General features: G+C 68.1%; 22 protein-coding genes and 3 pseudogenes. 21 read left to right on the top strand and 4 right to left on the bottom strand.

The annotated features are described in order from the left end of the window. The first annotated feature begins 95 nt into the window (after nucleotides 1-95). The 10 genes and pseudogenes from MKL11_RS11650 to MKL11_RS11610 form a co-directional block, all read left to right on the top strand. A complete protein-coding gene (locus tag MKL11_RS11650) occupies nucleotides 96-905 on the top strand; it encodes a putative hydro-lyase (protein ID WP_243943877.1) in 810 nt (269 codons plus the stop codon). A gap of 40 nt (nucleotides 906-945) precedes the next feature. Then, complete coding sequence (locus MKL11_RS11645; protein ID WP_243943392.1) at nucleotides 946-2,190, top strand: ABC transporter substrate-binding protein; 1,245 nt, start codon at nucleotides 946-948, stop codon at nucleotides 2,188-2,190. Between the two features lie 117 nt (nucleotides 2,191-2,307). Next, complete coding sequence (locus tag MKL11_RS11640; RefSeq protein ID WP_243943390.1) at nucleotides 2,308-3,186, top strand: branched-chain amino acid ABC transporter permease; 879 nt, start codon at nucleotides 2,308-2,310, stop codon at nucleotides 3,184-3,186. Nucleotide 3,187: 1 nt separating this feature from the next. Beyond that, nucleotides 3,188-4,228: a branched-chain amino acid ABC transporter permease gene (locus tag MKL11_RS11635; protein WP_243943389.1), complete on the top strand. Its 1,041-nt coding sequence runs from the start codon at nucleotides 3,188-3,190 to the stop codon at nucleotides 4,226-4,228. A gap of 4 nt (nucleotides 4,229-4,232) precedes the next feature. Further along, nucleotides 4,233-4,976: an ABC transporter ATP-binding protein gene (locus MKL11_RS11630; RefSeq protein ID WP_243943387.1), complete on the top strand. Its 744-nt coding sequence runs from the start codon at nucleotides 4,233-4,235 to the stop codon at nucleotides 4,974-4,976. Beyond that, nucleotides 4,966-5,673, top strand: a complete 708-nt coding sequence (locus MKL11_RS11625) for an ABC transporter ATP-binding protein (protein WP_409565847.1) — start codon at nucleotides 4,966-4,968, stop codon at nucleotides 5,671-5,673. The genes MKL11_RS11630 and MKL11_RS11625 overlap by 11 nt, the downstream gene beginning before the upstream one ends. Nucleotides 5,674-5,724: 51 nt before the next feature. Then, nucleotides 5,725-6,486, top strand: a complete 762-nt coding sequence (locus MKL11_RS11620) for a 5-oxoprolinase subunit PxpA (RefSeq protein ID WP_243943385.1) — start codon at nucleotides 5,725-5,727, stop codon at nucleotides 6,484-6,486. Next, nucleotides 6,483-6,632 (top strand): annotated as a pseudogene (locus MKL11_RS33540) (carboxyltransferase domain-containing protein); the annotation flags it as partial. The gene MKL11_RS11620 and the pseudogene MKL11_RS33540, both read left to right, overlap by 4 nt. Nucleotides 6,633-6,670: 38 nt before the next feature. Continuing rightward, nucleotides 6,671-7,000, top strand: coding sequence for a carboxyltransferase domain-containing protein (locus MKL11_RS11615; RefSeq protein ID WP_409565846.1), 330 nt, complete (start codon nucleotides 6,671-6,673; stop codon nucleotides 6,998-7,000). A gap of 12 nt (nucleotides 7,001-7,012) precedes the next feature. Then, nucleotides 7,013-7,816: pseudogene (locus MKL11_RS11610) on the top strand (biotin-dependent carboxyltransferase family protein); the annotation flags it as partial. A 1,098-nt stretch (nucleotides 7,817-8,914) separates the two neighbouring features. On the opposite strand, the pseudogene MKL11_RS11605 reads toward MKL11_RS11610, so the two are convergent. Continuing rightward, nucleotides 8,915-9,103 (bottom strand): annotated as a pseudogene (locus MKL11_RS11605) (hypothetical protein); the annotation flags it as partial. A gap of 176 nt (nucleotides 9,104-9,279) precedes the next feature. On the opposite strand from MKL11_RS11605, the gene MKL11_RS11600 reads away from it, so the two are divergent. From MKL11_RS11600 to MKL11_RS11570, 7 genes are all read left to right on the top strand, one after another. Continuing rightward, nucleotides 9,280-9,978: a GntR family transcriptional regulator gene (locus MKL11_RS11600; RefSeq protein ID WP_243943383.1), complete on the top strand. Its 699-nt coding sequence runs from the start codon at nucleotides 9,280-9,282 to the stop codon at nucleotides 9,976-9,978. A gap of 73 nt (nucleotides 9,979-10,051) precedes the next feature. Further along, nucleotides 10,052-10,819: an ABC transporter ATP-binding protein gene (locus tag MKL11_RS11595; protein ID WP_409565852.1), complete on the top strand. Its 768-nt coding sequence runs from the start codon at nucleotides 10,052-10,054 to the stop codon at nucleotides 10,817-10,819. Next, entirely contained in the window at nucleotides 10,812-11,522 is a 711-nt protein-coding gene (locus MKL11_RS11590; RefSeq protein WP_243943379.1) for an ABC transporter ATP-binding protein, read from the top strand. Before MKL11_RS11595 ends, MKL11_RS11590 begins: the two co-directional genes overlap by 8 nt. A gap of 44 nt (nucleotides 11,523-11,566) precedes the next feature. Further along, nucleotides 11,567-12,787, top strand: coding sequence for an ABC transporter substrate-binding protein (locus tag MKL11_RS11585; protein ID WP_243943377.1), 1,221 nt, complete (start codon nucleotides 11,567-11,569; stop codon nucleotides 12,785-12,787). A 294-nt stretch (nucleotides 12,788-13,081) separates the two neighbouring features. Beyond that, nucleotides 13,082-13,984, top strand: a complete 903-nt coding sequence (locus tag MKL11_RS11580; protein WP_243943375.1) for a branched-chain amino acid ABC transporter permease — start codon at nucleotides 13,082-13,084, stop codon at nucleotides 13,982-13,984. Nucleotides 13,985-13,993: 9 nt separating this feature from the next. Next, a complete protein-coding gene (locus MKL11_RS11575; protein ID WP_243943373.1) occupies nucleotides 13,994-14,995 on the top strand; it encodes a branched-chain amino acid ABC transporter permease in 1,002 nt (333 codons plus the stop codon). 127 nt (nucleotides 14,996-15,122) lie between these two features. Further along, on the top strand, nucleotides 15,123-16,019 hold the full coding sequence (locus MKL11_RS11570; RefSeq protein ID WP_243943371.1) for a dihydrodipicolinate synthase family protein: 897 nt from the start codon (nucleotides 15,123-15,125) through the stop codon (nucleotides 16,017-16,019). 104 nt (nucleotides 16,020-16,123) lie between these two features. On the opposite strand, the gene MKL11_RS11565 is transcribed toward MKL11_RS11570, so the two are convergent. The 3 genes from MKL11_RS11565 to MKL11_RS11555 all read right to left on the bottom strand — a co-directional run bounded on the left by MKL11_RS11565 (nucleotide 16,124) and on the right by MKL11_RS11555 (nucleotide 17,499). Beyond that, nucleotides 16,124-16,387: a hypothetical protein gene (locus MKL11_RS11565; protein WP_243943370.1), complete on the bottom strand. Its 264-nt coding sequence runs from the start codon at nucleotides 16,385-16,387 to the stop codon at nucleotides 16,124-16,126. Nucleotides 16,388-16,531: 144 nt separating this feature from the next. Then, a complete protein-coding gene (locus MKL11_RS11560; RefSeq protein WP_243943369.1) occupies nucleotides 16,532-16,801 on the bottom strand; it encodes a hypothetical protein in 270 nt (89 codons plus the stop codon). A 116-nt stretch (nucleotides 16,802-16,917) separates the two neighbouring features. After that, nucleotides 16,918-17,499, bottom strand: coding sequence for a hypothetical protein (locus tag MKL11_RS11555; RefSeq protein ID WP_243943366.1), 582 nt, complete (start codon nucleotides 17,497-17,499; stop codon nucleotides 16,918-16,920). A 317-nt stretch (nucleotides 17,500-17,816) separates the two neighbouring features. Here MKL11_RS11555 and MKL11_RS11550 point away from each other — a divergent pair, with 317 nt between their 5' ends. The 4 genes from MKL11_RS11550 (at nucleotide 17,817) to MKL11_RS11535 (ending at nucleotide 20,602) form a co-directional block, all read left to right on the top strand. Then, nucleotides 17,817-18,266, top strand: a complete 450-nt coding sequence (locus MKL11_RS11550) for a hypothetical protein (protein ID WP_243943364.1) — start codon at nucleotides 17,817-17,819, stop codon at nucleotides 18,264-18,266. A gap of 116 nt (nucleotides 18,267-18,382) precedes the next feature. After that, nucleotides 18,383-18,673: a hypothetical protein gene (locus MKL11_RS11545; protein ID WP_243943362.1), complete on the top strand. Its 291-nt coding sequence runs from the start codon at nucleotides 18,383-18,385 to the stop codon at nucleotides 18,671-18,673. A gap of 71 nt (nucleotides 18,674-18,744) precedes the next feature. Further along, on the top strand, nucleotides 18,745-19,641 hold the full coding sequence (locus tag MKL11_RS11540) for a LysR substrate-binding domain-containing protein (protein WP_243943360.1): 897 nt from the start codon (nucleotides 18,745-18,747) through the stop codon (nucleotides 19,639-19,641). Nucleotides 19,642-19,852: 211 nt separating this feature from the next. Further along, nucleotides 19,853-20,602, top strand: coding sequence for an SDR family NAD(P)-dependent oxidoreductase (locus MKL11_RS11535; protein ID WP_243943358.1), 750 nt, complete (start codon nucleotides 19,853-19,855; stop codon nucleotides 20,600-20,602). Nucleotides 20,603-20,608: the final 6 nt, after the last annotated feature.

Below are 20,608 nucleotides of genomic sequence, written 5' to 3'. Positions count from 1 at the left end.
GATTTCGATGAAAAAAGATAATTCGATCTCTAGTGCCCATCAGATAGGCTTGCCGCATACGAAGGCAGAGGAGGTCGGTGATGGCGTCCACGGCGATGATGTCCGCGAGCGATCCGACGGCTCGGGCAATGTGGAGCGGCCGCGAGGGCCGGCTCGCCTGCCGCGATGGGAGGATCCCCGGCAGCACGGCGGGCGTCGCCGACGGCTACGTCCAGGGCAATCTCGCGGTCTTTCCCGAGCGGCTGGCCGACGATTTTCGCCTGTTCGCCGAGCGCAACCCGAAATCATGCCCGGTGATCGGCGAGTCGCGACCCGGCAGCCGCACGATCCCGGACCTTGGTCTCGACCTCGATCTCGCCACCGACGTACCTGGCTACCGCGTCTGGCGTGACGGCGCCGTGGTCGGGGAGCGGACGGAGGTCGCCGACCTCTGGCGCGACGACCTCGTGGCCTTCGTCATCGGCTGCTCGTTCTCGTTCGAGGCAGCCCTCGTCGAAGGCGGACTGCCCCTGCGCCACGTCGAGATGGGCGTGCGCGTACCGATGTACCGGACGAGCATTCCGTGTGTCGCGGCCGGGCCGTTCGCCGGGCCGATGGTGGTCTCGATGCGCCCGCTCACCCCGGCGCAGGCGATCCGCGCGGTGGAGATCACCGCCCGCTATCCCCGGGTGCACGGCGCGCCCGTCCACCTCGCCCGGCCAGACCTGATCGGCATCCACGACCTCGGCACTCCCGATTACGGCGACCCGGTGCGGATCGGCGATGACGAGATTCCGGTGTTCTGGGCCTGCGGCGTCACCCCCCAGTCGGTGATCGCATCGGCCCGCCCAGATTTCGCGATCACCCACGCGCCGGGCTGCATGCTCATCACCGACCGGCTCAACACCGAATTCGCGATGGCGTGAATCCCGCATTCCGGCTCCCGTACCCTTTGGAGAACGCCCCATGCTGCGTCGTCGCGAAGTTCTGGCCGCTGGCGTCTTGGCGCTCGCGGGCTTCGGGTCCCACCGCGCAACGGCCGCCGACGAGGCGGTGGTCGGCGTGCTCTACGCCTTGTCCGGTGCCAGCGCCCAGAACGGTGTCGATGCCCGCCGCGCCTTCGAGACGGCCCTCGACGTAATCAACGAGAACCATGACCTCGACCTGGCCGCCGCCAAGGGCGCCGGCCTCGACGGGCTCGGTGGCGCCAAGATCCGCCTCGTCATCGCCGACCACCAGGGCGACCCGCAGAAGGGCCGCGCCGAGGCGGAGCGCCTGATCACCCAGGACAAGGTCATCGCGATCGTCGGCGCCTACCAGTCCAGCGTCTCGGCAACCGTGAGCGCGGTGTGCGAGCGCTACGGTGTGCCCTTCGTCTGCGCCGATTCCTCCTCGCCGAGCCTGAGCCGCCGGAACCTGAAGTACTTCTTCCGCCCGGCCGCCAACGACGAGATGTTCTCCGCGGCGATGTTCGATTTCATGGACGGCCTGCGGAAGCAGGGCAAGACGATCGACTCGGTCTCCCTGTTCTACGAGGACACGATCTACGGCATCGATTCGTCCAACGTGCAGCGCAAGCTCGCGAATGAGCGCGGCTACAAGATTGCCGCGGACGTGAAATACAAGAGCAACTCGCCCTCGCTGACCGCGGAAGTACAGGCGCTCAAGTCCGCGGGTGCCGACGTGCTGCTGCCGACCTGCTACACCAACGATGCCATCCTGCTCACCAAGACGATGGGCGAACTCGGCTACAAGCCGAAGGCCATCATCGCCCAGGCGGCGGGATTCTCCGAGAAATCCGTGTACGATGCGGTCGGCGACAAGCTCCAGGGCTTGATCTCGCGCGCGAGCTTCTCCCTCGACCTCGCCGCCAAGCGCCCCTCGGTCGGCGTCGTCAACGCGATGTACAGGAAGCGCGCCGATCGAGACCTGAACGATAACACCTCGCGGCAGTTCACGGCGATGCTCGTGCTCGCCGACGCGCTCAACCGTGCCGGCTCAACCGACGGCGCCAAGCTGCGCGCGGCCCTCGCGGCGACCGACATTCCCGGCACGCGCACGATCATGCCCTGGAAGACGGTGATCTTCGACGCGGGCGGCCAGAACCCTGACGCGACGCCGGTCCTGATCCAGTACGTCGGCACCAAGTTCGTGACAGTGTTTCCCGAAGCCGCCGCCGTCGCCCCGGCGATCTGGCCCATGAACGTCTGATTGAACGGATCGCGCTCGGCGCATGCTCGCCGCCCCCCACGCGCGGAGCGAGCGCCCGCGCGTGAGCCCGATCAGCCCTCGATCATCCCTTCCTCGGACCTGCGTGGGATCACGCCGATGACGATGCAAGCCCTCGTGCAGGTGCTGGCGAGCGGGTTGCTCACCGGGCTGATCTACGGCCTCGTCGCGGTCGGCCTGTCGCTGATCTTCGGCCTGATGGACGTGGTCAACTTCGCCCACGGCGAATTCCTGATGCTCGCGATGTACGCGACCTTCGGGCTCGTCTTCGTATCCGGGCTGGATCCGATCGTGCTGATGCCGCTCGTCGCTGCGCTGATGTTCGTGCTGGGCGGCACCATCTACTTCGGCGTGGTCCGCTTCGCGATGCGGGCCAAGGCCAACCAGGGCATGGTGCAGATCTTCGCGACCTTCGGTTTGGCGATCCTGCTCCAGGGCGTGGCGCAATATCTGTTCACACCGGACTACCGCAGCCTCCAGGGTTCCTGGCTCGGAGGGAAGACCCTCGACCTCGGTGGCGTCTACCTGCCCTGGCCGCAGGTCTTCGGAGCCTTGGTCTCGCTGGCGGCCTTCGGCGGCCTGTTCCTCCTGATGACGCGGACCGATTTCGGTCGGGCCCTGGAGGCGACCCGCGAGGATCAGGGCGCCGTCGCCTTGGTCGGCATCGACCGCAACCGGATCTTCGCCCTCGGCTGGGGGCTCGGCGCGGCGCTCGTCGGTCTCGCGGGCGCCGTGCTCACCGTGTTCTACTACATCCATCCCGGCGTCGGGGGCGCCTTCGCGCTGATCGCCTACGTAACGGTGGCGCTCGGCGGTTTCGGCAGCGTCTTCGGCGCGCTGGCCGCAGGCCTGATCGTCGGGCTGGTCGAGGCGGCGACCGCCGTGGTTCTGCCGCCCTCCATGAAGTCGGTGGGCGTCTACGCCCTCTATCTTCTCGTGGTTCTGGTGCGGCCCCAGGGCCTGTTCGGGAGGCTCTGACATGACCGGCACGCCCCTGATTGCCGCTCCCGCGGTCTCCCCGGGCCTGGACGACGCTGCCCGGCGCTTTGCGGCCAAGCGCCGCCGCAGCCTCTACGTCGGCGCGCTCGTGTTCGCCGGCCTCGCCGCGCTGCCCTACGCGATCCGGGACGTCTACCTCCAGAACGTACTGGTCCTGACCCTGCTCTACGCGGCCCTGTCGCAGAGCTGGAATATTTTGGGCGGCTATTGTGGACAGATCTCGCTCGGCCACGCCCTGTATTTCGGCATCGGCGCCTATACCACGAGCATCCTGTTCGTGACGTACGGCGTGTCGCCGTGGTTGGGCCTCGGGCTCGGGGCAATGCTCGCGGCCTTGGTGGCCCTCGCCATCGGCTGGCCCTGCTTCCGCCTCGGCGGCCATTACTTCTCGATCGCCACCATCGTCATCGCCGAAGCCGGGCTGCTTCTCGTGCAGAACTGGGACTTTGTCGGGGGGGCGATGGGCGTGCAGTGGCCGTTCAATCCGGATAGCTGGGCAACCCTCCAGTTCGCCCGGGACAAGATCCCGTATGCCCATCTCGCCCTCGGCCTGTTCGTCGCGACCTGGCTCGTCACCTTCGGCGTCGCGGAATCGCGCTGGGGCTACGGTTGGCGCGCGGTCAAGGACGACCCGGCCGCCGCCCAGAGCCTCGGCGTCGAGGTGTTCCGCTCCAAGATGGCGGCGGCGGCGATCTCGGCCTTCTTCACCGCGGTCGGCGGCGGCCTCTACGCGTCCTACGTCTCTTACATCGATCCAGAGAGCGTGATGAGCTTCCGCTTCTCCCTCCTCTTCGCGCTGCCCGCCGTGCTCGGCGGCGTCGGCACCCTGTGGGGCGCGCTGGTGGGTGCGGCGATCCTCATCCCGATCACCGAGATCAGCCGCTCCTATCTGGGTGGCACCGGCAGCGGCATCGATCTGATCTTCTACGGCGGTCTCGTGATGGTCGTGGCGATCGCCCGCCCCGAGGGCGTGCTCAGCCTGTTCAAGCGTACGCGCGCAGCGCGCAACGAGGAGGGGTGATCCCGTGAGCCCGGACCCGAGCGGCCCGATCCTGCGCGTCGACGACGTGACGCTGGCCTTCGGCGGCCTCGTCGCCAACCGCGACGTGACCCTCGACGTGCGCAGAGGCGAGATCCTGGGGCTGATCGGTCCGAACGGGGCCGGCAAGTCCACCCTGTTCAATCTGATCTCGGGTGTCTACCGCCCGAGCAAGGGGCGCATTCTGTTCGAGGGGACCGACATCACCAGACTGCCGCCGGCCGAGCGCTGCCGCCGGGGCATCGCACGCACCTTCCAGGTGCCACGCTCCTTCGACTCGATGAACGTCTTGGAGAACGTCACGGTCGGCGCGCTCGCCCGCCACCCCACCGCCGCGTCCGCCCGCCGCGCCGCCCTGGACACCCTGGAGCGCGTCGAGCTGACCCACCGCGCCGAGGCGGTGGCCGGCGAATTGACGCCGCCCGAGAAGCGCCGCCTGGAGGTGGCCCGCGCGCTCGCCACCGGCCCGAGCCTGCTCCTCCTCGACGAGGTGCTCACCGGCCTCACACCGTCCGAGGCCAAGGCCGGTGTCGCGCTGATCCGGCGCGTAGCGGCTACGGGCGTGACCGTGATCATGGTCGAGCACGTGATGGAAGTGGTGATGCCGCTCGTCGACCGGGCCGTGGTGCTCCACCTCGGCAGCGTCCTGACCCAGGGACTGCCGGCTGACGTGGTGCGGGACGACGGGGTCATCACAGCCTATCTCGGGGAGCGGCACCGTGCTGCTTGAAGTCGATGGACTCTCCACCGCCTACCAGGGCCTGCTCGCGATCCAGGGCGTGTCGCTGGGCGTGGCCGAGGGCGAAATCGTCGTCGTGGCCGGCGCCAACGGCGCGGGCAAGTCGACACTGCTCAAGTCGATCGCCGGGCTCGAGCGGCCGTGCGACGGCGCCGTACGCTTCGATGGCGCCCGCCTCGATGGGCTCCCCGGCCACCGCATCACCGCTCGCGGCGTCGCCTACGTGCCCGAGAACAAGCGCCTGTTCCCGCGCCTCTCGGTCGCCGACAATCTGCGGCTCGGCAGCTACCTGCACCGGAGCAAGGCCGACCGTGAGGCGCCGCTGGAACGGGTCTTCGCACTGTTTCCCCGGCTTAAGGAGCGGTTACCGCAGCGGGCCGGGACCCTTTCCGGCGGTGAGCAGCAGATGCTGGCCATCGGTCGCGCGCTGATGACCCGCCCGCGCCTGTTGATGCTCGACGAGCCCTCGCAGGGCATCATGCCCAAGCTCGTCGACGAGATCTTCTCCGCCGTCACGGTGATCCGCGACGCCGGCGTGACCGTTCTGCTTGTCGAGCAGCGGCTCGCGGAGAGCCTCGCCATCGCCGACCGCGCCTACGTCCTCCAGACCGGGCGCGTCATCCTCTCCGGGCCGGCAGCGCAGGTGCGCGACGATCCGGAGGTGCGGCGGGCCTATCTCGGAATCTGAGAGCAGCCCGTGCCGGCCTCGCTGGTACACGGTAAGATAGGAGAACGGGCGATGACCCGCGTGGACCTCAACTCCGACCTCGGCGAAGGCTACGGCGCCTATGCCTGCGGCGACGACGCGGCGATCCTCGACGTGGTCACCTCGGCCAACGTCGCCTGCGGCCTGCACGCGGGCGATCCCGAGATCATGGCCCGCACCTTCGCCCTGGCGAAGGAGAGAGGGGTCGCAGTCGGCGCGCATCCGGGCTTCCCCGATCTGTGGGGCTTCGGCCGACGCCGCATTCCGTTCAGCCCCGACGAGATTGAGCGGCTGGTGGCGTATCAGGTCGGAGCAGCCCAGGCACTCGCCGCCTATGCGGGGCACCGCATCACCTACGTCAAGACGCACGGAGCGCTCGGCAACATTGCGGCTGAGGAGCGTTCGGTAGCCGACGCGGTCGCCCGCGCGGTCAGGGCCGTCGATCCGAACCTCGCCCTGCTCGCCATCGCGCTAAGCGCGCAGGTGGCAGCCGGAGAGGCCGCGGGGCTCGAGGTCCACCAGGAGATCTTCGCCGACCGAGGCTACACCGAGGACGGGCTGCTGATCCCGCGCAGCCAGCCCGGCGCCTTCGTCACGGACCCTGATGCGGCTGCCGACCGGGTGCTGCGCATGGTGCAGGGGGGCATCATCCTGACCGCGTCGGGCCGGGAATTGCCGACGCCGGTCCGTTCGATCTGCGTCCATGGCGACACCACCCACGCGGTGGCCACTGCGCGTGCCGTCCGTACCGTTCTGGAGGCCGGCGGCGTGACGCTCGCCCCGTTCCGGCCATGAGCGTCCCCCGCCTCCTCGACGCGGGCGAGGCGGCCCATGTCGTCGAACTCGCCAGGCGTGCCGGGCTGTCGCCCGAGGTGGTGGTCCCGCTCCATGCCGGGGCGACCTACCGGGTCTACATGTACGGCTTTGCTCCGGGCTTCGCCAATCTCGGCGGTCTCCCGAACGACCTCGCAACCTCGCGATGCCGAGGCGCGCGAGCCCGCGCCCGCCGCACCCGCGCAACGCCCTGGTCGCGGGCGGTGGCCTCGCCGCGATCGCCACCGTGCCGATGCCCACCGGTTGGTACGTGGCCGGCGCTACCCCGTCCCGGCTTTACGCTCCAGAGCGCGCCGAGAGCTTCTTCGTGGCGGCCGGCGACGCGATCCGGTTCGAGTTGGTGGACGCGGCAACCCTCGACGCGCTGGCAGCCCGCGGCTCGGAAGGGCGTCGCTGCATGAGCGCTCTCATCGTCGAGGCCGTCGGCCCTGCCATCACCCTGCAGGACGGCGGCCGGCACTGTACCCTGCGCTGAGGCTTCACCGCCGCCGGGCCGATTGACCCGCTGATGTACGCCACCGCCAATCGGGCGGCTGGCAACATGTTCGACGCGGCGGCAGTCGAGATCTCCAACGGCGGAGTTACGGTCGCGGTCGAGGGCGGCCCCCTCGGCCTTGCGCTCGCCTCGACGGGCTTCCGCATCGCCCTCGACGGCGCGCCGCTGCCGCCCGCCGTCGCGCTCACGCTGGAGCCGGGCCGGAGCCTGGTCGTGCGCGCCGGAGACACCGGGTCCTGGGGCTACCTGGCCGTCCAGGGCCGGCTCGATCCCACCCCGGTGCTCGGCTCCCCGGCGACCCACACGCGCTCCGGCGTCGGCGGTCTCAACGGGCGTGGGTCGGCCGCGAGCGACCGGATCCCAGTGATGCTTAGCCGCCCTGGCGAGCACGCACCCCACAGGCTGATCGCCCCTTGGCTCAACTCGCGCTCCGGACACGATCTGCGTGGTGCTGGGCCCCAGAACGACTATTTCGCTCCCGGACAGATCGCCGCCTTCCTCGCCGGTCCCTGGACCGTCTCGCCGCGCTGCGACCGCATGGCCTGCTTCTTGGACGGAGCGCCGCTGCTGCACGCGGAGGGGCACGACATCGTCTCCGGCGGGGTGGCGATGGGCGCGATCCATGTGCCGGGCATCGGCCTGCCGATCATCCAGATCGCCGACCGGCAATCCACCGGCGGCTATCCGAAGATCGCCACCGTGATCGGACCCGATCTTGGGCGGCTGGCTCAGGTCCGCGACATTGCGCGGATCGCCTTCCGGGCGGTATCGATCGCTGATGCGGTAGCGGCCTGACGCACCGAGGTGGAATTCCTGCGCGGCCCGGTCCCGCGGGCGCCGGTCCTGCTCGGCTTCAACCTCGTCGACGGCGTCACCGACGGGCGGGATTGGGGGCACGGGCATCGATAGGCGTGTCTCAGCTCGGTGACGCATGTGTGCCGCCGCCGCGTTCCGAAGCGAGATCGCGCTGCCACGCGGCCGTCCGCCGTCGCCTTCCCCACTTCAGGCCGTTCACAGGGCAGAGGACCACATCCTTCCGTCCGGTTCGGCGGCTCGCCGATCCGAAACCGTCGGACGGCTGTCGACCAGACTACGCCATGTTGGCTCGCCAATGGGTGCAGAACCGGCCGTTCGGCTTTGAGCCCCAAGCCGAAGTTGTCCGATGGCCCACGAACATCCGCTTTCGGGAAATGCCGACAGCGATCTCTGCGGCTTACATGCGGCCGAAGCTGCCGATCATAAGTGTCGGGAAAGCAACCCGATAACCGGTATCGCGCGGCTATAGGTTCGACGCATGCGTCGTTTTTGAGGGGCAGACCAACTGAAGTGCGTCTCTTGCGGTGTAGAGATGTGGTTCCCAATGATCGGGATGAGTGACTTTCTACCGATTTGCTTTTGAGCGGTAGACTTGATGAAGTGGACGTTGCCACCCTGCCCGTTTATGTCCCGTAACGAATCCATCTCTCGGACAAGAACCTTCGACATGAGCACTGAACCGTGAACTCATTACTCAAAGATTATTTGTTTGACCGGTGCCAATGCGGCTGCATTTGGCGAGATATGTCTGGAGAGGCTGCATAAGCATCCCGAGGCGTTCGGAGCATTCTGAAAATATGAAATTCCGCAAGCCGAAACACAGTTTTAGTCTCGTTTAGATGGTGCCGTTGTGTTTGAATTGTGCAATTTAGATTATATCCAGATTGATAAAATTAGTGGTGTTTATTGACTTGAGACGGCTAATACGAAACTTGAAGCGATGATTTGTGGCATTTATGTTCGGCCATGCTGTAACAGCTCCGATCAAGCCATATGTCGTTGTGAATGTGATTCTGGAATTATGGCTGGCGGCTCGGGAACAGTTTCCACGAGCAAGCTTTACATTATTACATGAATTTAAGCCTGCTCATACGCATTAGTGTTACGATCTCGAGCGTATTTTGAAATTCTCATCAGTCTTGCGGCTCGTTTGATCGTGAGCCAGACGAGGGCAACGATGACTAATTTTGCAAGAGTGGTAGCGTATCGCTCGTAGTTCTTGACCAAGCGCCGACAGCGCGTCACCTAAGCGAAGGATCGCTCCACCGCTCAGCGGCGCCATCGGATATGCCGAATCGATTAGGAGAAGCGAGCCAGGCACGTCCCCGTAACGCTCCAACCCCGTATCCGGTTCATAACAAGACCCCAAGCCTGACTCCGAACACCCTGTTTGTCGCCACGCAGCATTTCCGGATAAAATCTACCCTCGTTTCGAGGTGCCTATGCCCGCTCCGGCTTCCCCGCCGCCCGCCCCTGACCGCCTGCGCCACAAGACCGTCTCCGCGGCGGTCACCGAATCGCTCCGGCAGCGCATCCTGAACGGCGAGTTCGCGCCCGGAATCCAGCTGCGCCAGGACGCGCTGGCGGAGGAATTCGGCATCAGCCGCATCCCGGTCCGGGAGGCGCTGCTGCAGCTGGAGGCCCAGGGGCTGGTCAGGATCGTGCCGCATCGGGGGGCCGTCGTCACCGGCCTGTCCGTGGAGGAGGTCGAGGACATCTTTCGTCTGCGCGAGCAGCTCGAACCGCCGCTTCTGGCGCTCTCGGCGCGCCGCTTCTCCGAGGCGGATTACCGGAGGCTGCGCAGCCTGACCGACGGGTACGGCGCGGCGCTCGCGGCCGGTCAGGTCGACCGGTGGGGCGAGTTGAACCGGAGTTTCCACCTTGATCTGCTGCGCTACGCCGATCGCCCCCGCTCCCTCAGCATCGTCGCCGGCTTGCTCCAGGATTGCGACCGCCCGACACGGCTCCAGCTGTCCGCCTCCGGGGACACCGCCCGCGCCGACCACGAGCACACGCAGATCGTGGCGCTCTGCGAGTCCGGCCGGATCTCCGAGGCGGCCGACCTCTTGAGGGCTCATATCGCGCATGCCGCCGTCTCGCTCGTGGCGATCTATCGGCATGCCCATGCCGGGTCCGGGTGAGGGGCTCCCCGCAGACGCCGCGGAACAGAGGCCTTGACGTGTTTGCAGATTTTATACAATCTACAAAAACCGAATCGGCGAGGGCGTCGTGGCTGAGCACGCATTGGTGACGGAGGGGCTGACCAAGGCATTCGGAGGCTTCACGGCCGTGCGCGGGGTCGACTTCGTGGTCCGCCGCCATGCAATTCACGCGCTCATCGGCCCCAACGGTGCCGGCAAGACCACGTTCTTCAACCTGCTGACCAAGGTCCACACGCCGACCGGCGGGCGCATCCTCTACGAGGGCACCGACATCACGCACGAGAGTTCGGCGGCCATCGCCCGGCGGGGGATCGTGCGTTCGTTCCAGATCTCGGCGACCTTCCCGCACATGAGCGTGCGTGACAACGTCCGCGTCGCCCTGCAGCGGCGCCTCGGGACGCAGTACTGGTTCTGGCGCTCAATCCGGTCGCTGTCCGTCCTCGACGACCGGGCCATGGCGCTCCTGACCGATGTCGGCCTGGCGGACTACGCCGAGACGAACGCCGCGGACCTGTCTTACGGGCGCAAGCGCACCCTCGAGATCGCCACGACGCTGGCCCTCGATCCGCCCCTGCTCCTCCTCGACGAGCCGACCCAGGGCATGGCCCTCGACGACGTCGACCGGATCAAGCGCCTGATCCGGCGGATCGCCGTCGGCCGCACCATCCTGATGGTCGAGCACAACATGTCGGTGGTGGCCGATCTCTGCGATACCATCACTGTGCTTCAGCGCGGCGAGATCCTGGCCGAGGGCAGCTACGAAGCGGTCTCCGCCGATCCCGGGGTGAAGGCGGCCTATCTCGGGGGCGGACATGCTTGAAGCCGCCACCGCCCTGGAGATCTGCGGGCTCGAAGCCTGGTACGGCGAGAGCCACGTCCTGCACGGCATCGACCTCACGGTGCGCGAGGGCGAGTGCGTGACCCTGCTCGGCCGCAACGGCGCCGGGCGCAGCACCACCCTCAAGGCCATCCTGGGCCTGACCGACCACCGCGCCGGCTCGGTGCGGGTGCGCGGGCAGGAGACGATCCGGCTCAGCACGCACAGGATCGCCCGGCTCGGCATCGGCTACTGCCCGGAGGAGCGCGGCATCTACCGCTCGCTGACCACGCAGGAGAACCTCACCCTCCTGCCCCGCCTCGGGCCCGACGGGATGTCCGTGGCCGAGGTGCTGGCGCTGTTCCCGAACCTCGCCGAGCGGGCCGATAGCGGCGGCGGCCGCCTCTCGGGCGGCGAGCAGCAGATGCTGGCGCTCGGCCGCATCCTGACCACCGGCGCCCGCATCCTGCTGCTCGACGAGATCACCGAGGGGCTCGCCCCGGTCATCGTCGAGGCCCTCGGCCGGGCGGTGGCCCTGCTCAAGAGCCGGGGCTTCACCATCGTGCTGGTCGAGCAGAACTTCCACTTCGCCCGGCATCTCGCCGACCGCCACTACGTGATCGAGCACGGGCGGGTCGCGGCCGAGATCCGGGCGGACGAAGTGGCGGCCCGGGAGGCCGAGGTCGGGCGCCTGCTCGGCGTGTGAGGCCTGCACGATTGAACAGTCGGGACGAACAGGAGGCCAGGAACATGCGGTCACGGTTCATCGGTTACGTGCTCGGCGCGTCGCTCGCGTCGGCGGCCCTCCCGGCGCTCGCCGCCGAGGCGATCAGCGACGGCGTCGTCAAGATCGGCATCCTCAACGACCTGTCGGGGATCTATTCCGACTTCACCGGGCGCGGCTCGGCCGTAGCGGCGCAGATCGCCATCGACGAGATGGGCGGCAAGGTCCTGAACGCCCCCGTCGAGCTCATCGCGGCCGACCACCAGAACAAGCCCGACATCGCCGCCAACCTCGCACGGGAATGGTTCGACCAGGGCAAGGTCGACATGATCGCCGATTTCCCGACCTCCTCGACGGCGCTCGCCGTCATGGAGATCGCCAAGCAGAAGAACCGGGTGACGATGCTCTCGGCCGGCGTCGCCATGGCGGCGATCAACGAGAAGTGCTCGCCGCTCAATGCGCAGTGGATGGTGAACACCTACGCGCTCGCGGCCGGCACCGCCAAGGCGCTGCTGAAGACCGGCCGCAAGACCTGGTACTTCGTCACCGCCGATTATACCTTCGGCCATTCCCTCGAGAAGGATGCCTCCGCGGTGGTCGAGGCCGAGGCCGGCAAGGTGCTGGGCGTCTCGCGCCACCCCTTCCCGGGGGGCGACTTCTCCTCCTTCATGCTGAAGGCGCAGGGGAGCGGCGCGCAGGTGATCGCGCTGGCCAATGCCGGCAGCGACACGGTCAACGCCGTCAAGCAGGCCGCCGAGTACGGCATCGGGCGCAGCGACAAGCAGGTGATCGCCCCACTGCTGACCTACATCACCGACGTGAAGAGCCTCGGGCTGGCCAAGGCCCAGGACATGTACCTCACGGAAGCGTTCTACTGGGATTACGACGACCGTTCCCGCGCCTTCGCGGAGAAATACTTCGCCAAGATGAAGCGTATGCCGAGCGCCTCGCAGGCGGAGGTCTACTCGGCGGCGCTGAGCTATCTCAAGGCGATCGCGGCGGCCGGCACCGACGAGGCCGGCGCCGTGATGGCCAAGCTCCGCACCATGACCATCGACGACGCGGTGATCCGCAACGGCAAGCTGCGCGCCGACGGCGCCCTCGTCCACGACATGCTGCTCCTGCAGGTGAAGAAGCCGGCGGAATCGAAGCGCGACTGGGACTTCTACAACGTCCGATCGGTCCTGAAGGGCGACGACGTGTTCCCGAAGCCGTCCGATTCCTGCCCGCTCAACGCCAAGGGCTGAGGCGAGAAACCCTCCCCCTGGTGGCACCGAGCGACAAAGGTTGCATGGCGGACGCCGTCACATCGTTGCGCGTGGAAGGCGAAGGTCCCCTCTCCCGTGCGGGAGAGGGACAGGGTGAGGGATGCGACATCTCCGGAAAGACCTGGCCCCTCACCCCAACCCTTTCCCGCTCGGGAGAGGGGGGCACGTCGAGCCCTGCAAGAGCGACTGTGCCTCCACCCTGTGTAGTCGTAGCCCTTGTGGCGCATCCCCCAAAAGACCGCCCGATCCCTCAAACTCGCCGGTGACCCCGCCATGGACATCACCCTCCAGGCCTTCATGGCCCAGCTCACCATCGGCCTCATCGGCGGCTGCTTTTACGCCCTGCTGAGCATGGGGCTCGCGATCATCTTCGGGCTGCTCAACATCATCAACTTTACCCACGGGGCGCAGTTCATGATGGCCGCGTTCCTGGCCTGGATCGGTCTGACCCAAATCGGGCCCTGGCTCGGCTATCCGGACTTCCAGATCAACTTCTGGGTCGCGCTTGTGCTGGCGCCGCTCTGCGTCGCCCTGTTCGGCATGGTCATCGAGCGCACGCTGCTGCGCCGCCTCTACCATCTCGACCACCTCTACGGCCTGCTCCTGACCTTCGGGGTTGCTCTGGTGATGGAGGGGGCGTTCCGGTACGCGTTCGGCGTCTCCGGCCAGGGCTACGAGCCACCGGAGATCCTGCAGGGGCCGGTCGATGTCGGCTTCATGCTGCTGCCGAAGTACCGCGTCTTCGTGGTCGTGGCCTCGCTGCTGATCTGCTTCGGCACCTGGTACCTGTTCGAGCGGACCAAGCTCGGTGCCTATCTCCGTGCCGGCACCGAGAACCCGCGCCTGCTCCAGGCCTTCGGCATCAACGTGCCGGTGATGATCACCCTGACCTACGGCTTCGGCGTGGCGCTCGCCGGCATCGCCGGGGTGCTGGCCGCGCCGATCATGCAGGTGACGCCGCTGATGGGCGGCAACCTGCTCAATATCGTCTTCGCCGTGGTGGTGATCGGCGGCCTCGGCTCGATCCTCGGCGCGATGATGACCGGCCTCGCCCTCGGGCTGATCGAGGGGCTGACCAAGGTGGTCTACCCCGAGGCCTCCACCGTGGTGGTGTTCGTCATCATGGCGCTGGCCCTGCTGGTGCGTCCGGCCGGCCTGTTCGGCCGCGAAGCCTGAGGGGAGCCGATGTCGAACACCGTCAAGATCTTTCTGGTCCTGATCGGGCTTGCCCTGGTCGTGCCGTTCGTGCCGGGGCTGATCTACCCGGTCTTCGTGATGAAGGTGATGTGCTACGGGCTGTTCGCCTGCGCCTTCAACCTGCTCCTGGGCTTCACCGGGCTCGTGTCCTTCGCGCACGCCGCCTTCCTGGGCAGCGCCGGCTACGTCACCGGCGCCCTGATGATCCGCTTCGGCAACCACCCGCTGGGGATGCCGGCGGCGTTCGGAGCGGGCGTCGCCGCGGCGGCTTTGGTCGGCTTCGCCATCGGCGGCCTCGCGATCCGGCGGCGGGGCATCTACTTCGCGATGATCACCCTGGCGCTCTCGCAGATCGTCTACTTCCTGGCGGTGCAGATCCGCTGGACCGGCGGCGAGGACGGGCTCCAGGGCATCCCGCGCGGCAGCCTGTTCGGGCTCGACCTCTCCTCCGACACGGTGATGTACTACGTGACGCTGGCGCTGTTCGCGGCGGGCTTCCTGTTCGTCGACCGCGTGGTCCACTCGCCCTTCGGCCAGATCCTGCAGGCGGTGCGGGACAACGAGGCCCGGGCGACCTCGCTCGGCTACGACACCGACCGGTTCAAGCTCCTGGCCTTCGTGATCTCGGCGGCGATCGCCGGCTATGCCGGGGCGATGAAGGCGCTGGTGTTCCAGCTCGTCTCCCTCAACGACGTCTCGCTGCACACCTCGACCGAGGTGGTGCTGATGACTCTGCTCGGAGGCGTCGGCACGATCTTCGGGCCGCTGCTCGGGGCGGGGCTGGTGGTCGGGCTGCAGAACTACCTCGCGACCATCGGCGACCTCGTGACCGTGGTGATCGGCCTGATCTTCATCGTCTGCGTCTCGTTCTTCCGGCGCGGCATCGTCGGCGAGTTCCTGCACCTGCGCCGCCGCCGGGCCGAGCGGGGCAAGACGCGTCCGGTCCTGACCGCCACCCGCGCGGAGGCACCGGCCGTCGAGGCGGCCTGAGCCGCGCCCCCTGCCCCGACGGGCAGGCCGATTTCGCCGCCGCGCCGCGCGAGGCGTGGGCGAAGCCATGGCCGCGCAACCCAGGCGCGGTGCTGTTCAACGCGTTGACACAAAAGGAAAATCGACCATGTGGACAGGTGTCATCCCCGCCGTCACGACCAAGTTCAAGCCCGACGGCAGCCTCGACCATGCCGAGATGGAGCGCTGCTTCGCCTTCCAGATGGAGGCGGGCTGCGACGGCATCATCGTCTGCGGATCCCTCGGCGAGGGGCCGATGCTGTCCCACGACGAGCGCATCGAAGTGCTCCAGCGGGCCCAGTCGGTCACCCAGGGCAAGCCGACCCTGCTGACCGTGTCGGAGGCGGGCACCCGCGAGGCCTGCGACCTCGCCGCCAAGGCGGCCAAGGCCGGGGCCAGCGGCCTCATGGTGGTGCCGAGCCCGATCTATCACACCGACCCGGCCGAGACGGTCGAGGCCCTGCGGGCCGTCGCGGCCGCGGGCGACCTGCCGGTGATGATATATTCCAACCGCGTCGCCTACCGGGTCGACGTGACCCCCGAGATCATGGAGGACCTGGCCGCAGATCCGCGCTTCGTCGCCATCAAGGAATCCTCCGACGACATCCGCCGCACCACCGAGATCATCAACCGCTTGGGCGACCGCTACGCCGTCCTGACCGGCGTCGACAATCTCGCCCTGGAAGCCCTCGCGGTCGGCGCCTGCGGCTGGGTCGCCGGCCTCGTCTGCGCCTTTCCCTCCGAGACGGTGGCGATCTACCGGCTGATGCAGGCGGGCCGCATCAAGGAGGCGCTGGCGATCTACCGCTGGTTCCGGCCGCTCCTCGACCTCGATGTCTCGACGTATCTCGTCCAGAACATCAAGCTCGCTGAATCCCTCGCGATCAACTCGACCGAGCACGTGCGCGGTCCGCGCAAGCCCCTGTCCGGCGCTCGGCGCGCCGAGGTCGAGGCGGTCGTGCGCGAGGCGATCGAGAGCCGCCCTGCCCTGCCCGCGGCGGCGTGACGGCTGCCGGGAATCCGCAGACGGATACCCTGGCAGGTTCACCGCGTCGGCCTTCCGGGGCGGTTAATCTGCGATCCTGCGATCGTTTGGGACAAGCCGCCGGCTCAGCGGCCGACGCCGGTGCCGCCACCGATCGGGCCGATCGCGTTCGGCCCGGTATTGGGGGCCGGCGTCGCGGCCTGGTTCCGCTCGATGTTCATCTGGAGGGTGTTGCCCTGCGTCGTCTGCTCCTGCCGCAGGGAGCGCATCTGGCTGTTGTATTCCATAGATTGGTTGGCCGCGTTGGAATTGCCCTGTTGCACCTGCGCCAGGACGGGGGTCGCGACGATCGGAGAGAGGCAGAGGCCGGCGAGGAGAAGGGCGCGCATGGTCAGGCTCTCAAGGGTTTGGGGTTCACCGAGTCGACGTGTTCGGACGTCGCCGAGTTCCGCCCGGAGCCAGCGACCTGATGCATCAGGTCGCCTCTGCTGAGCCCGTGCTGACGAACCGATGCCGACCGCATCGGGAAGCGCTCAGCAGCCGATGCAGACGTGCGGATCCCATTTCGGCAGGGGTTTCAGCGGCGGCAACGGCTTCTGTACCGGCGCCGGCATGGTCACCCGCTGTTCGGGCAGGGTCACCGCGGCGGGCCGCGCGTCGGCGGCGCTGGCCGCGGCATCCTGAACCGGCTCGGCCGCGGTAGGCCGGTCGATGCTGTCGGTGAGATCGCCGTCCGCCGCCCGCGCGGCACTGAGGCTGAACACGACCGCGAGGCCGGCGGCAACGAGGCGGATGACGGTCATGGAGGCTCCACCCGCACAACGTGATGCGGGTGGCGGGGTTCAATCCCCCTCCCCGGCTGCCGTGCGGCGTTTCGGGGCCCATCCCGAAATGCGGCGGAGCGCAGCTCCGCAGCGTATCAGGATCGCCGCGGGTGCAGAGACGACGCGGGCAGGATCGTCGCATGCCACCGGTTATCGTCCTGCGGCACCCACGGTTGCTCGACGGGACGCTCGAGCAACCGGTACGCGACCGGCATCGACCCCACCGGCCATGTGACCGGCGCCGTGTGGAACTGCGCGAGTTTCCGCGGATGCAGGCGCTTCGCCAGCCGGAGGGGATGCGCCCGTACCGCGAACCTGCGGCGGTCGCGCCGCTGGAGCCGGGCGTAGCGCTTCCGCAGCTGGGCGAGCCGCACCGTCGCCCGGGGGCGGCGTGCGACCGTCTCAAGGCGCGGGACCGGCTGCGCCAGCGCGATCAGGCTCGGCTTGTCATAGCTGACGGGCGCGACGCGGTTGGCCGCGGTGATGCAGCCGGTGCAGATGGAGCCCGAAAGCTGCTGCCAGGTCCGCTGCTGTCGCTCGGCGATGAGCGCGCTGCGATCGACGCCTGTACCGGGTTGGCCCGCGGTCGGGCTCGCGGGGGCGGCCGCGCTCAAGGACGGCAACGCGACGGCGAATGCAGCAAGCGCGGCTGCCAAGGAGTGTACAACGCTCTTCATGACCCATCTCGGCGACGGTCCAGCGCCGCCAAGCTTCTTGTTGCCCCGAGGGCGCGGTCGAGCAAACCATTTTCTTGGGTCTTCGGTACTCAATACGTATGGCAAGGGCGCGGTTTCGGGCCGCCCGTACCGGCGATGCTTCGGATGCCCGGATTTGAGCTTCCCAAGATCATTGCCTGATTTTCGGTTATCAATCGATGGTTTCACGCTATTCGCAAGTCATGTTGCCAGAGGTCGATTGGACAAACGGCTTAATATGTGATTAATTCAGTGTCTTGCGGCCGGAGATTTCGGCCGGGTCTTGCATCTGGGCGCACATGATCTCTGTGAAGCGGATTGCGACTTTAGGTTTGGTGTTGCTGGCGGGGGCGTGCTCGCGTCTGCCGAACGTTCCGACCGCCTACAGCGCATTGCCGCGCACCGCTTTATCCGCCCCGGTGGAGCCGGTGTCGGTGGTTCCGGAGGCGCAAGTCGAATCGGTCGTCGACCTGCCGCGCATCGTCATTCCCGGGACCATGACGGTCCCGGTCGCCGCGGTAGAGCCGCGCGGCCTGAACCCGAACGCGGCCCTGGATACGTCCCGGCGCAGCCGCATGACCTGGGAAGCGTTGCGCCCCGGCGAACTCCTGAAGCCGCCGGTTCTCGCCTCGGCGGGCAGGCCGGCATCGACGGGTGTCGCGACGCCGACCTACGACCGCGAGGCAATGATGGACCGCCTGTTGAAGGGCGGTCGGGATGCCGCGAGCGGCATCTGCTCCGGGTGCTGATCCCGGGTTGCCCCGATCCGGCATGGTTAGCCGATCGCGTCGCGCGGCGCGGCCGGTTTACGCGCCGTTAACGCGTCCGCCCCACCGTGTATCGAGCGACCCGAGGGAGGCGTGGCATGGGTGCCTTGAAGGCGGAAGACGAACAGGCTGTCGAGCGCCTGACGCTGCGGCTCCTCCAGGACGCCTATTGCGATCTCGCGGCCGTGCTCCGAGGTGCACAGCCCGCGGCCGCTGCGGCCATCCTGACCGTCATGGAACAGCGCGTGACCGACGTCCTCACCCGGATCTGCCAGCAGGGCTCGGAAGGCGCGGCCTCGGCGGAGATCGCCATCGCCGTCGGCGAGCGGATCGGCGAGATCATGGATCAGGCGCAGGGCCGGGACGTCAGAACGGCTCTGGCGGCTTGAGGCGAGCCGTTCGGCGGGGTCTGCTTCGCGGCCATTGCCAGCACGGTTAGCCCGGGCCCATTCTGCTTCGAATGCGTCCGCCCGTTCCCCTGTCCGCCGTCCGGATCTTCGAAGCCGCCGCGCGGCGACGCTCGTTCAAGGCGGCGGCCGGCGAATTGAACCTGTCGCCGAGCGCGGTCAGCCACGCCGTGCGCAAGATGGAGGAGTCCCTCGGCGTCGCCCTGTTTGAGCGGATCGGGCAGGGCATCACCCCGACCCCGGCCGGCGAGGCCCTGTGCGACCATGTCGGCCGGGCCTTCGCCGAATTGAACCGCGGCCTCGACCTCGTGGCGAACCGCGGGCCGCAATTGCTGCGGCTGCACTGCGCGCCGAGCTTCGCCGCCCAGTGGCTGGCGCCGCGGCTGGCGCGCTTTCTCAGCGAGCATCCGGGCTTCGAGGTGCGCCTGGCGGCCGGCATGGACTACGCCCGCTTCATCACCGACGAGTTCGACGCCGACATCGTCTACGGCCCGCCCCGGGGCGAGGGGTTGGTGCGCATGCCGCTCGGGCTCGAGACGGTGACGCCGCTCTGCGATCCCGCGCGCGCCGCCCGGATCGCCGGTCCCGCCGACCTGTTCGCGCAGACCTTGATCCAGAGCGACAACAAGCAGGTGCGCTGGAGTCATTGGTTCGAGCGCAACCGGCTCGCCCCGCCGCCGACCGCCGCCATCCGGTTCGACCGGAGTTTTCTCGCCCTGGCAGCCGCCGCGGACGGGCTCGGCGTCGCCCTCGAATCGACCCGCCTCGCGGAGCGGGAGATCGCCGCCGGCCGCTTGGTCGCGCCGCTCGCCGGACGGGCAGAGGATATCCGCTACACCGGCCACCATTTCGTCTGCCCGGCCGATGCCCGCCGCCGGGCGCCCCTGCGGGTCTTCGCCCGCTGGCTCGCCGGCGAACTCGCGATCGAGCTGGACACCGAGCTCGCCTGAAACGCGTAAACAGGTGAATCTCAGTCACCTGCGGATGCAGAATTCGCGTTTGTCGCGAAGGCCGCCCCGGGCCAATGTCGCCGCAACGAACAAGACGCGAGGAAACGTCACCGCAAGGCTCCCGATCCCCGGATCGCGGTCGCCGGCCGGTCGCCTCCGTCGCGACGACAGGCTTCGATTCCGCACCAGCGCGGAACGCCGGGAGGGTCCCATGCTGTTGAACGATCGGGTCTGCGTGATCACCGGGGCGGCCTCCGCCCGCGGCATCGGCAAGGCCACGGCGCGCCTGTTCGCGCAGTACGGCGCCCGCATCGCCGTGCTCGACCTCGATGCCGGCCAGGCCGAGGAGGCCGCCCGCGACATCGGGGCCGGCCATATCGGCCTCGCCTGCAATGTGACCGACCGGGCCGCCTGCTCCCGCGCCGCCGAGGAGATCGTGGCGCGCCTCGGCCGCATCGACGTGCTGGTCAACAATGCCGGCATCACCCAGCCGCTCAAGATCATGGAGATCGCGCCGGAGAACTACGACGCGGTCACCGACGTGAACCTGCGCGGCACCCTCTACATGAGCCAAGCCGTGATCCCGGGCATGCGCGGCCAGGGCTCGGGGGCGATCGTGTGCATGTCCTCGGTCTCCGCCCAGCGCGGCGGCGGCATCTTCGGCGGCCCGCATTACAGCGCCGCCAAGGGCGGCGTGCTGGGCCTCGCCAAGGCCATGGCTCGGGAGCTCGGCCCCGACGGGATCCGGGTGAACTCGGTGACGCCCGGCCTGATCCAGACCGACATCACCGGCGGCAAGCTCACCCCTGAGCTCAAGGTCGAGATCGCCAAGGGCATCCCGCTCGGGCGCCTTGGGGTCGCCGACGACGTCGCCAACGCCTGCCTGTTCCTCGCCTCCGACCTGTCCGCGTACATCACCGGTGCGGTGATCGACGTGAACGGCGGCATGCTGATCCATTGAGGGCAG

This window comes from Methylobacterium sp. J-077, from assembly GCF_022829365.1.
In the GTDB taxonomy this organism is placed as follows: Bacteria; Pseudomonadota; Alphaproteobacteria; order Rhizobiales; family Beijerinckiaceae; genus Methylobacterium.
The sequence above is the reverse complement of the archived record's forward strand: the minus strand, read 5'-3'. Positions and strand labels throughout refer to the sequence as shown.

Coding starts and splice junctions, on each gene's coding strand:
- MKL11_RS11650 (WP_243943877.1), top strand. CDS start 96: ATGATGTCCGCGAGCGATCCGACGGCTCGGGCAATGTGGAGCGGCCGC.
- MKL11_RS11645 (WP_243943392.1), top strand. CDS start 946: ATGCTGCGTCGTCGCGAAGTTCTGGCCGCTGGCGTCTTGGCGCTCGCG.
- MKL11_RS11640 (WP_243943390.1), top strand. CDS start 2,308: ATGACGATGCAAGCCCTCGTGCAGGTGCTGGCGAGCGGGTTGCTCACC.
- MKL11_RS11635 (WP_243943389.1), top strand. CDS start 3,188: ATGACCGGCACGCCCCTGATTGCCGCTCCCGCGGTCTCCCCGGGCCTG.
- MKL11_RS11620 (WP_243943385.1), top strand. CDS start 5,725: ATGACCCGCGTGGACCTCAACTCCGACCTCGGCGAAGGCTACGGCGCC.
- MKL11_RS11615 (WP_409565846.1), top strand. CDS start 6,671: ATGCCGAGGCGCGCGAGCCCGCGCCCGCCGCACCCGCGCAACGCCCTG.
- MKL11_RS11600 (WP_243943383.1), top strand. CDS start 9,280: ATGCCCGCTCCGGCTTCCCCGCCGCCCGCCCCTGACCGCCTGCGCCAC.
- MKL11_RS11590 (WP_243943379.1), top strand. CDS start 10,812: ATGCTTGAAGCCGCCACCGCCCTGGAGATCTGCGGGCTCGAAGCCTGG.
- MKL11_RS11585 (WP_243943377.1), top strand. CDS start 11,567: ATGCGGTCACGGTTCATCGGTTACGTGCTCGGCGCGTCGCTCGCGTCG.
- MKL11_RS11580 (WP_243943375.1), top strand. CDS start 13,082: ATGGACATCACCCTCCAGGCCTTCATGGCCCAGCTCACCATCGGCCTC.
- MKL11_RS11575 (WP_243943373.1), top strand. CDS start 13,994: ATGTCGAACACCGTCAAGATCTTTCTGGTCCTGATCGGGCTTGCCCTG.
- MKL11_RS11570 (WP_243943371.1), top strand. CDS start 15,123: ATGTGGACAGGTGTCATCCCCGCCGTCACGACCAAGTTCAAGCCCGAC.
- MKL11_RS11565 (WP_243943370.1), bottom strand. CDS start 16,387: ATGCGCGCCCTTCTCCTCGCCGGCCTCTGCCTCTCTCCGATCGTCGCG.
- MKL11_RS11560 (WP_243943369.1), bottom strand. CDS start 16,801: ATGACCGTCATCCGCCTCGTTGCCGCCGGCCTCGCGGTCGTGTTCAGC.
- MKL11_RS11555 (WP_243943366.1), bottom strand. CDS start 17,499: ATGAAGAGCGTTGTACACTCCTTGGCAGCCGCGCTTGCTGCATTCGCC.
- MKL11_RS11550 (WP_243943364.1), top strand. CDS start 17,817: ATGATCTCTGTGAAGCGGATTGCGACTTTAGGTTTGGTGTTGCTGGCG.
- MKL11_RS11545 (WP_243943362.1), top strand. CDS start 18,383: ATGGGTGCCTTGAAGGCGGAAGACGAACAGGCTGTCGAGCGCCTGACG.
- MKL11_RS11540 (WP_243943360.1), top strand. CDS start 18,745: ATGCGTCCGCCCGTTCCCCTGTCCGCCGTCCGGATCTTCGAAGCCGCC.
- MKL11_RS11535 (WP_243943358.1), top strand. CDS start 19,853: ATGCTGTTGAACGATCGGGTCTGCGTGATCACCGGGGCGGCCTCCGCC.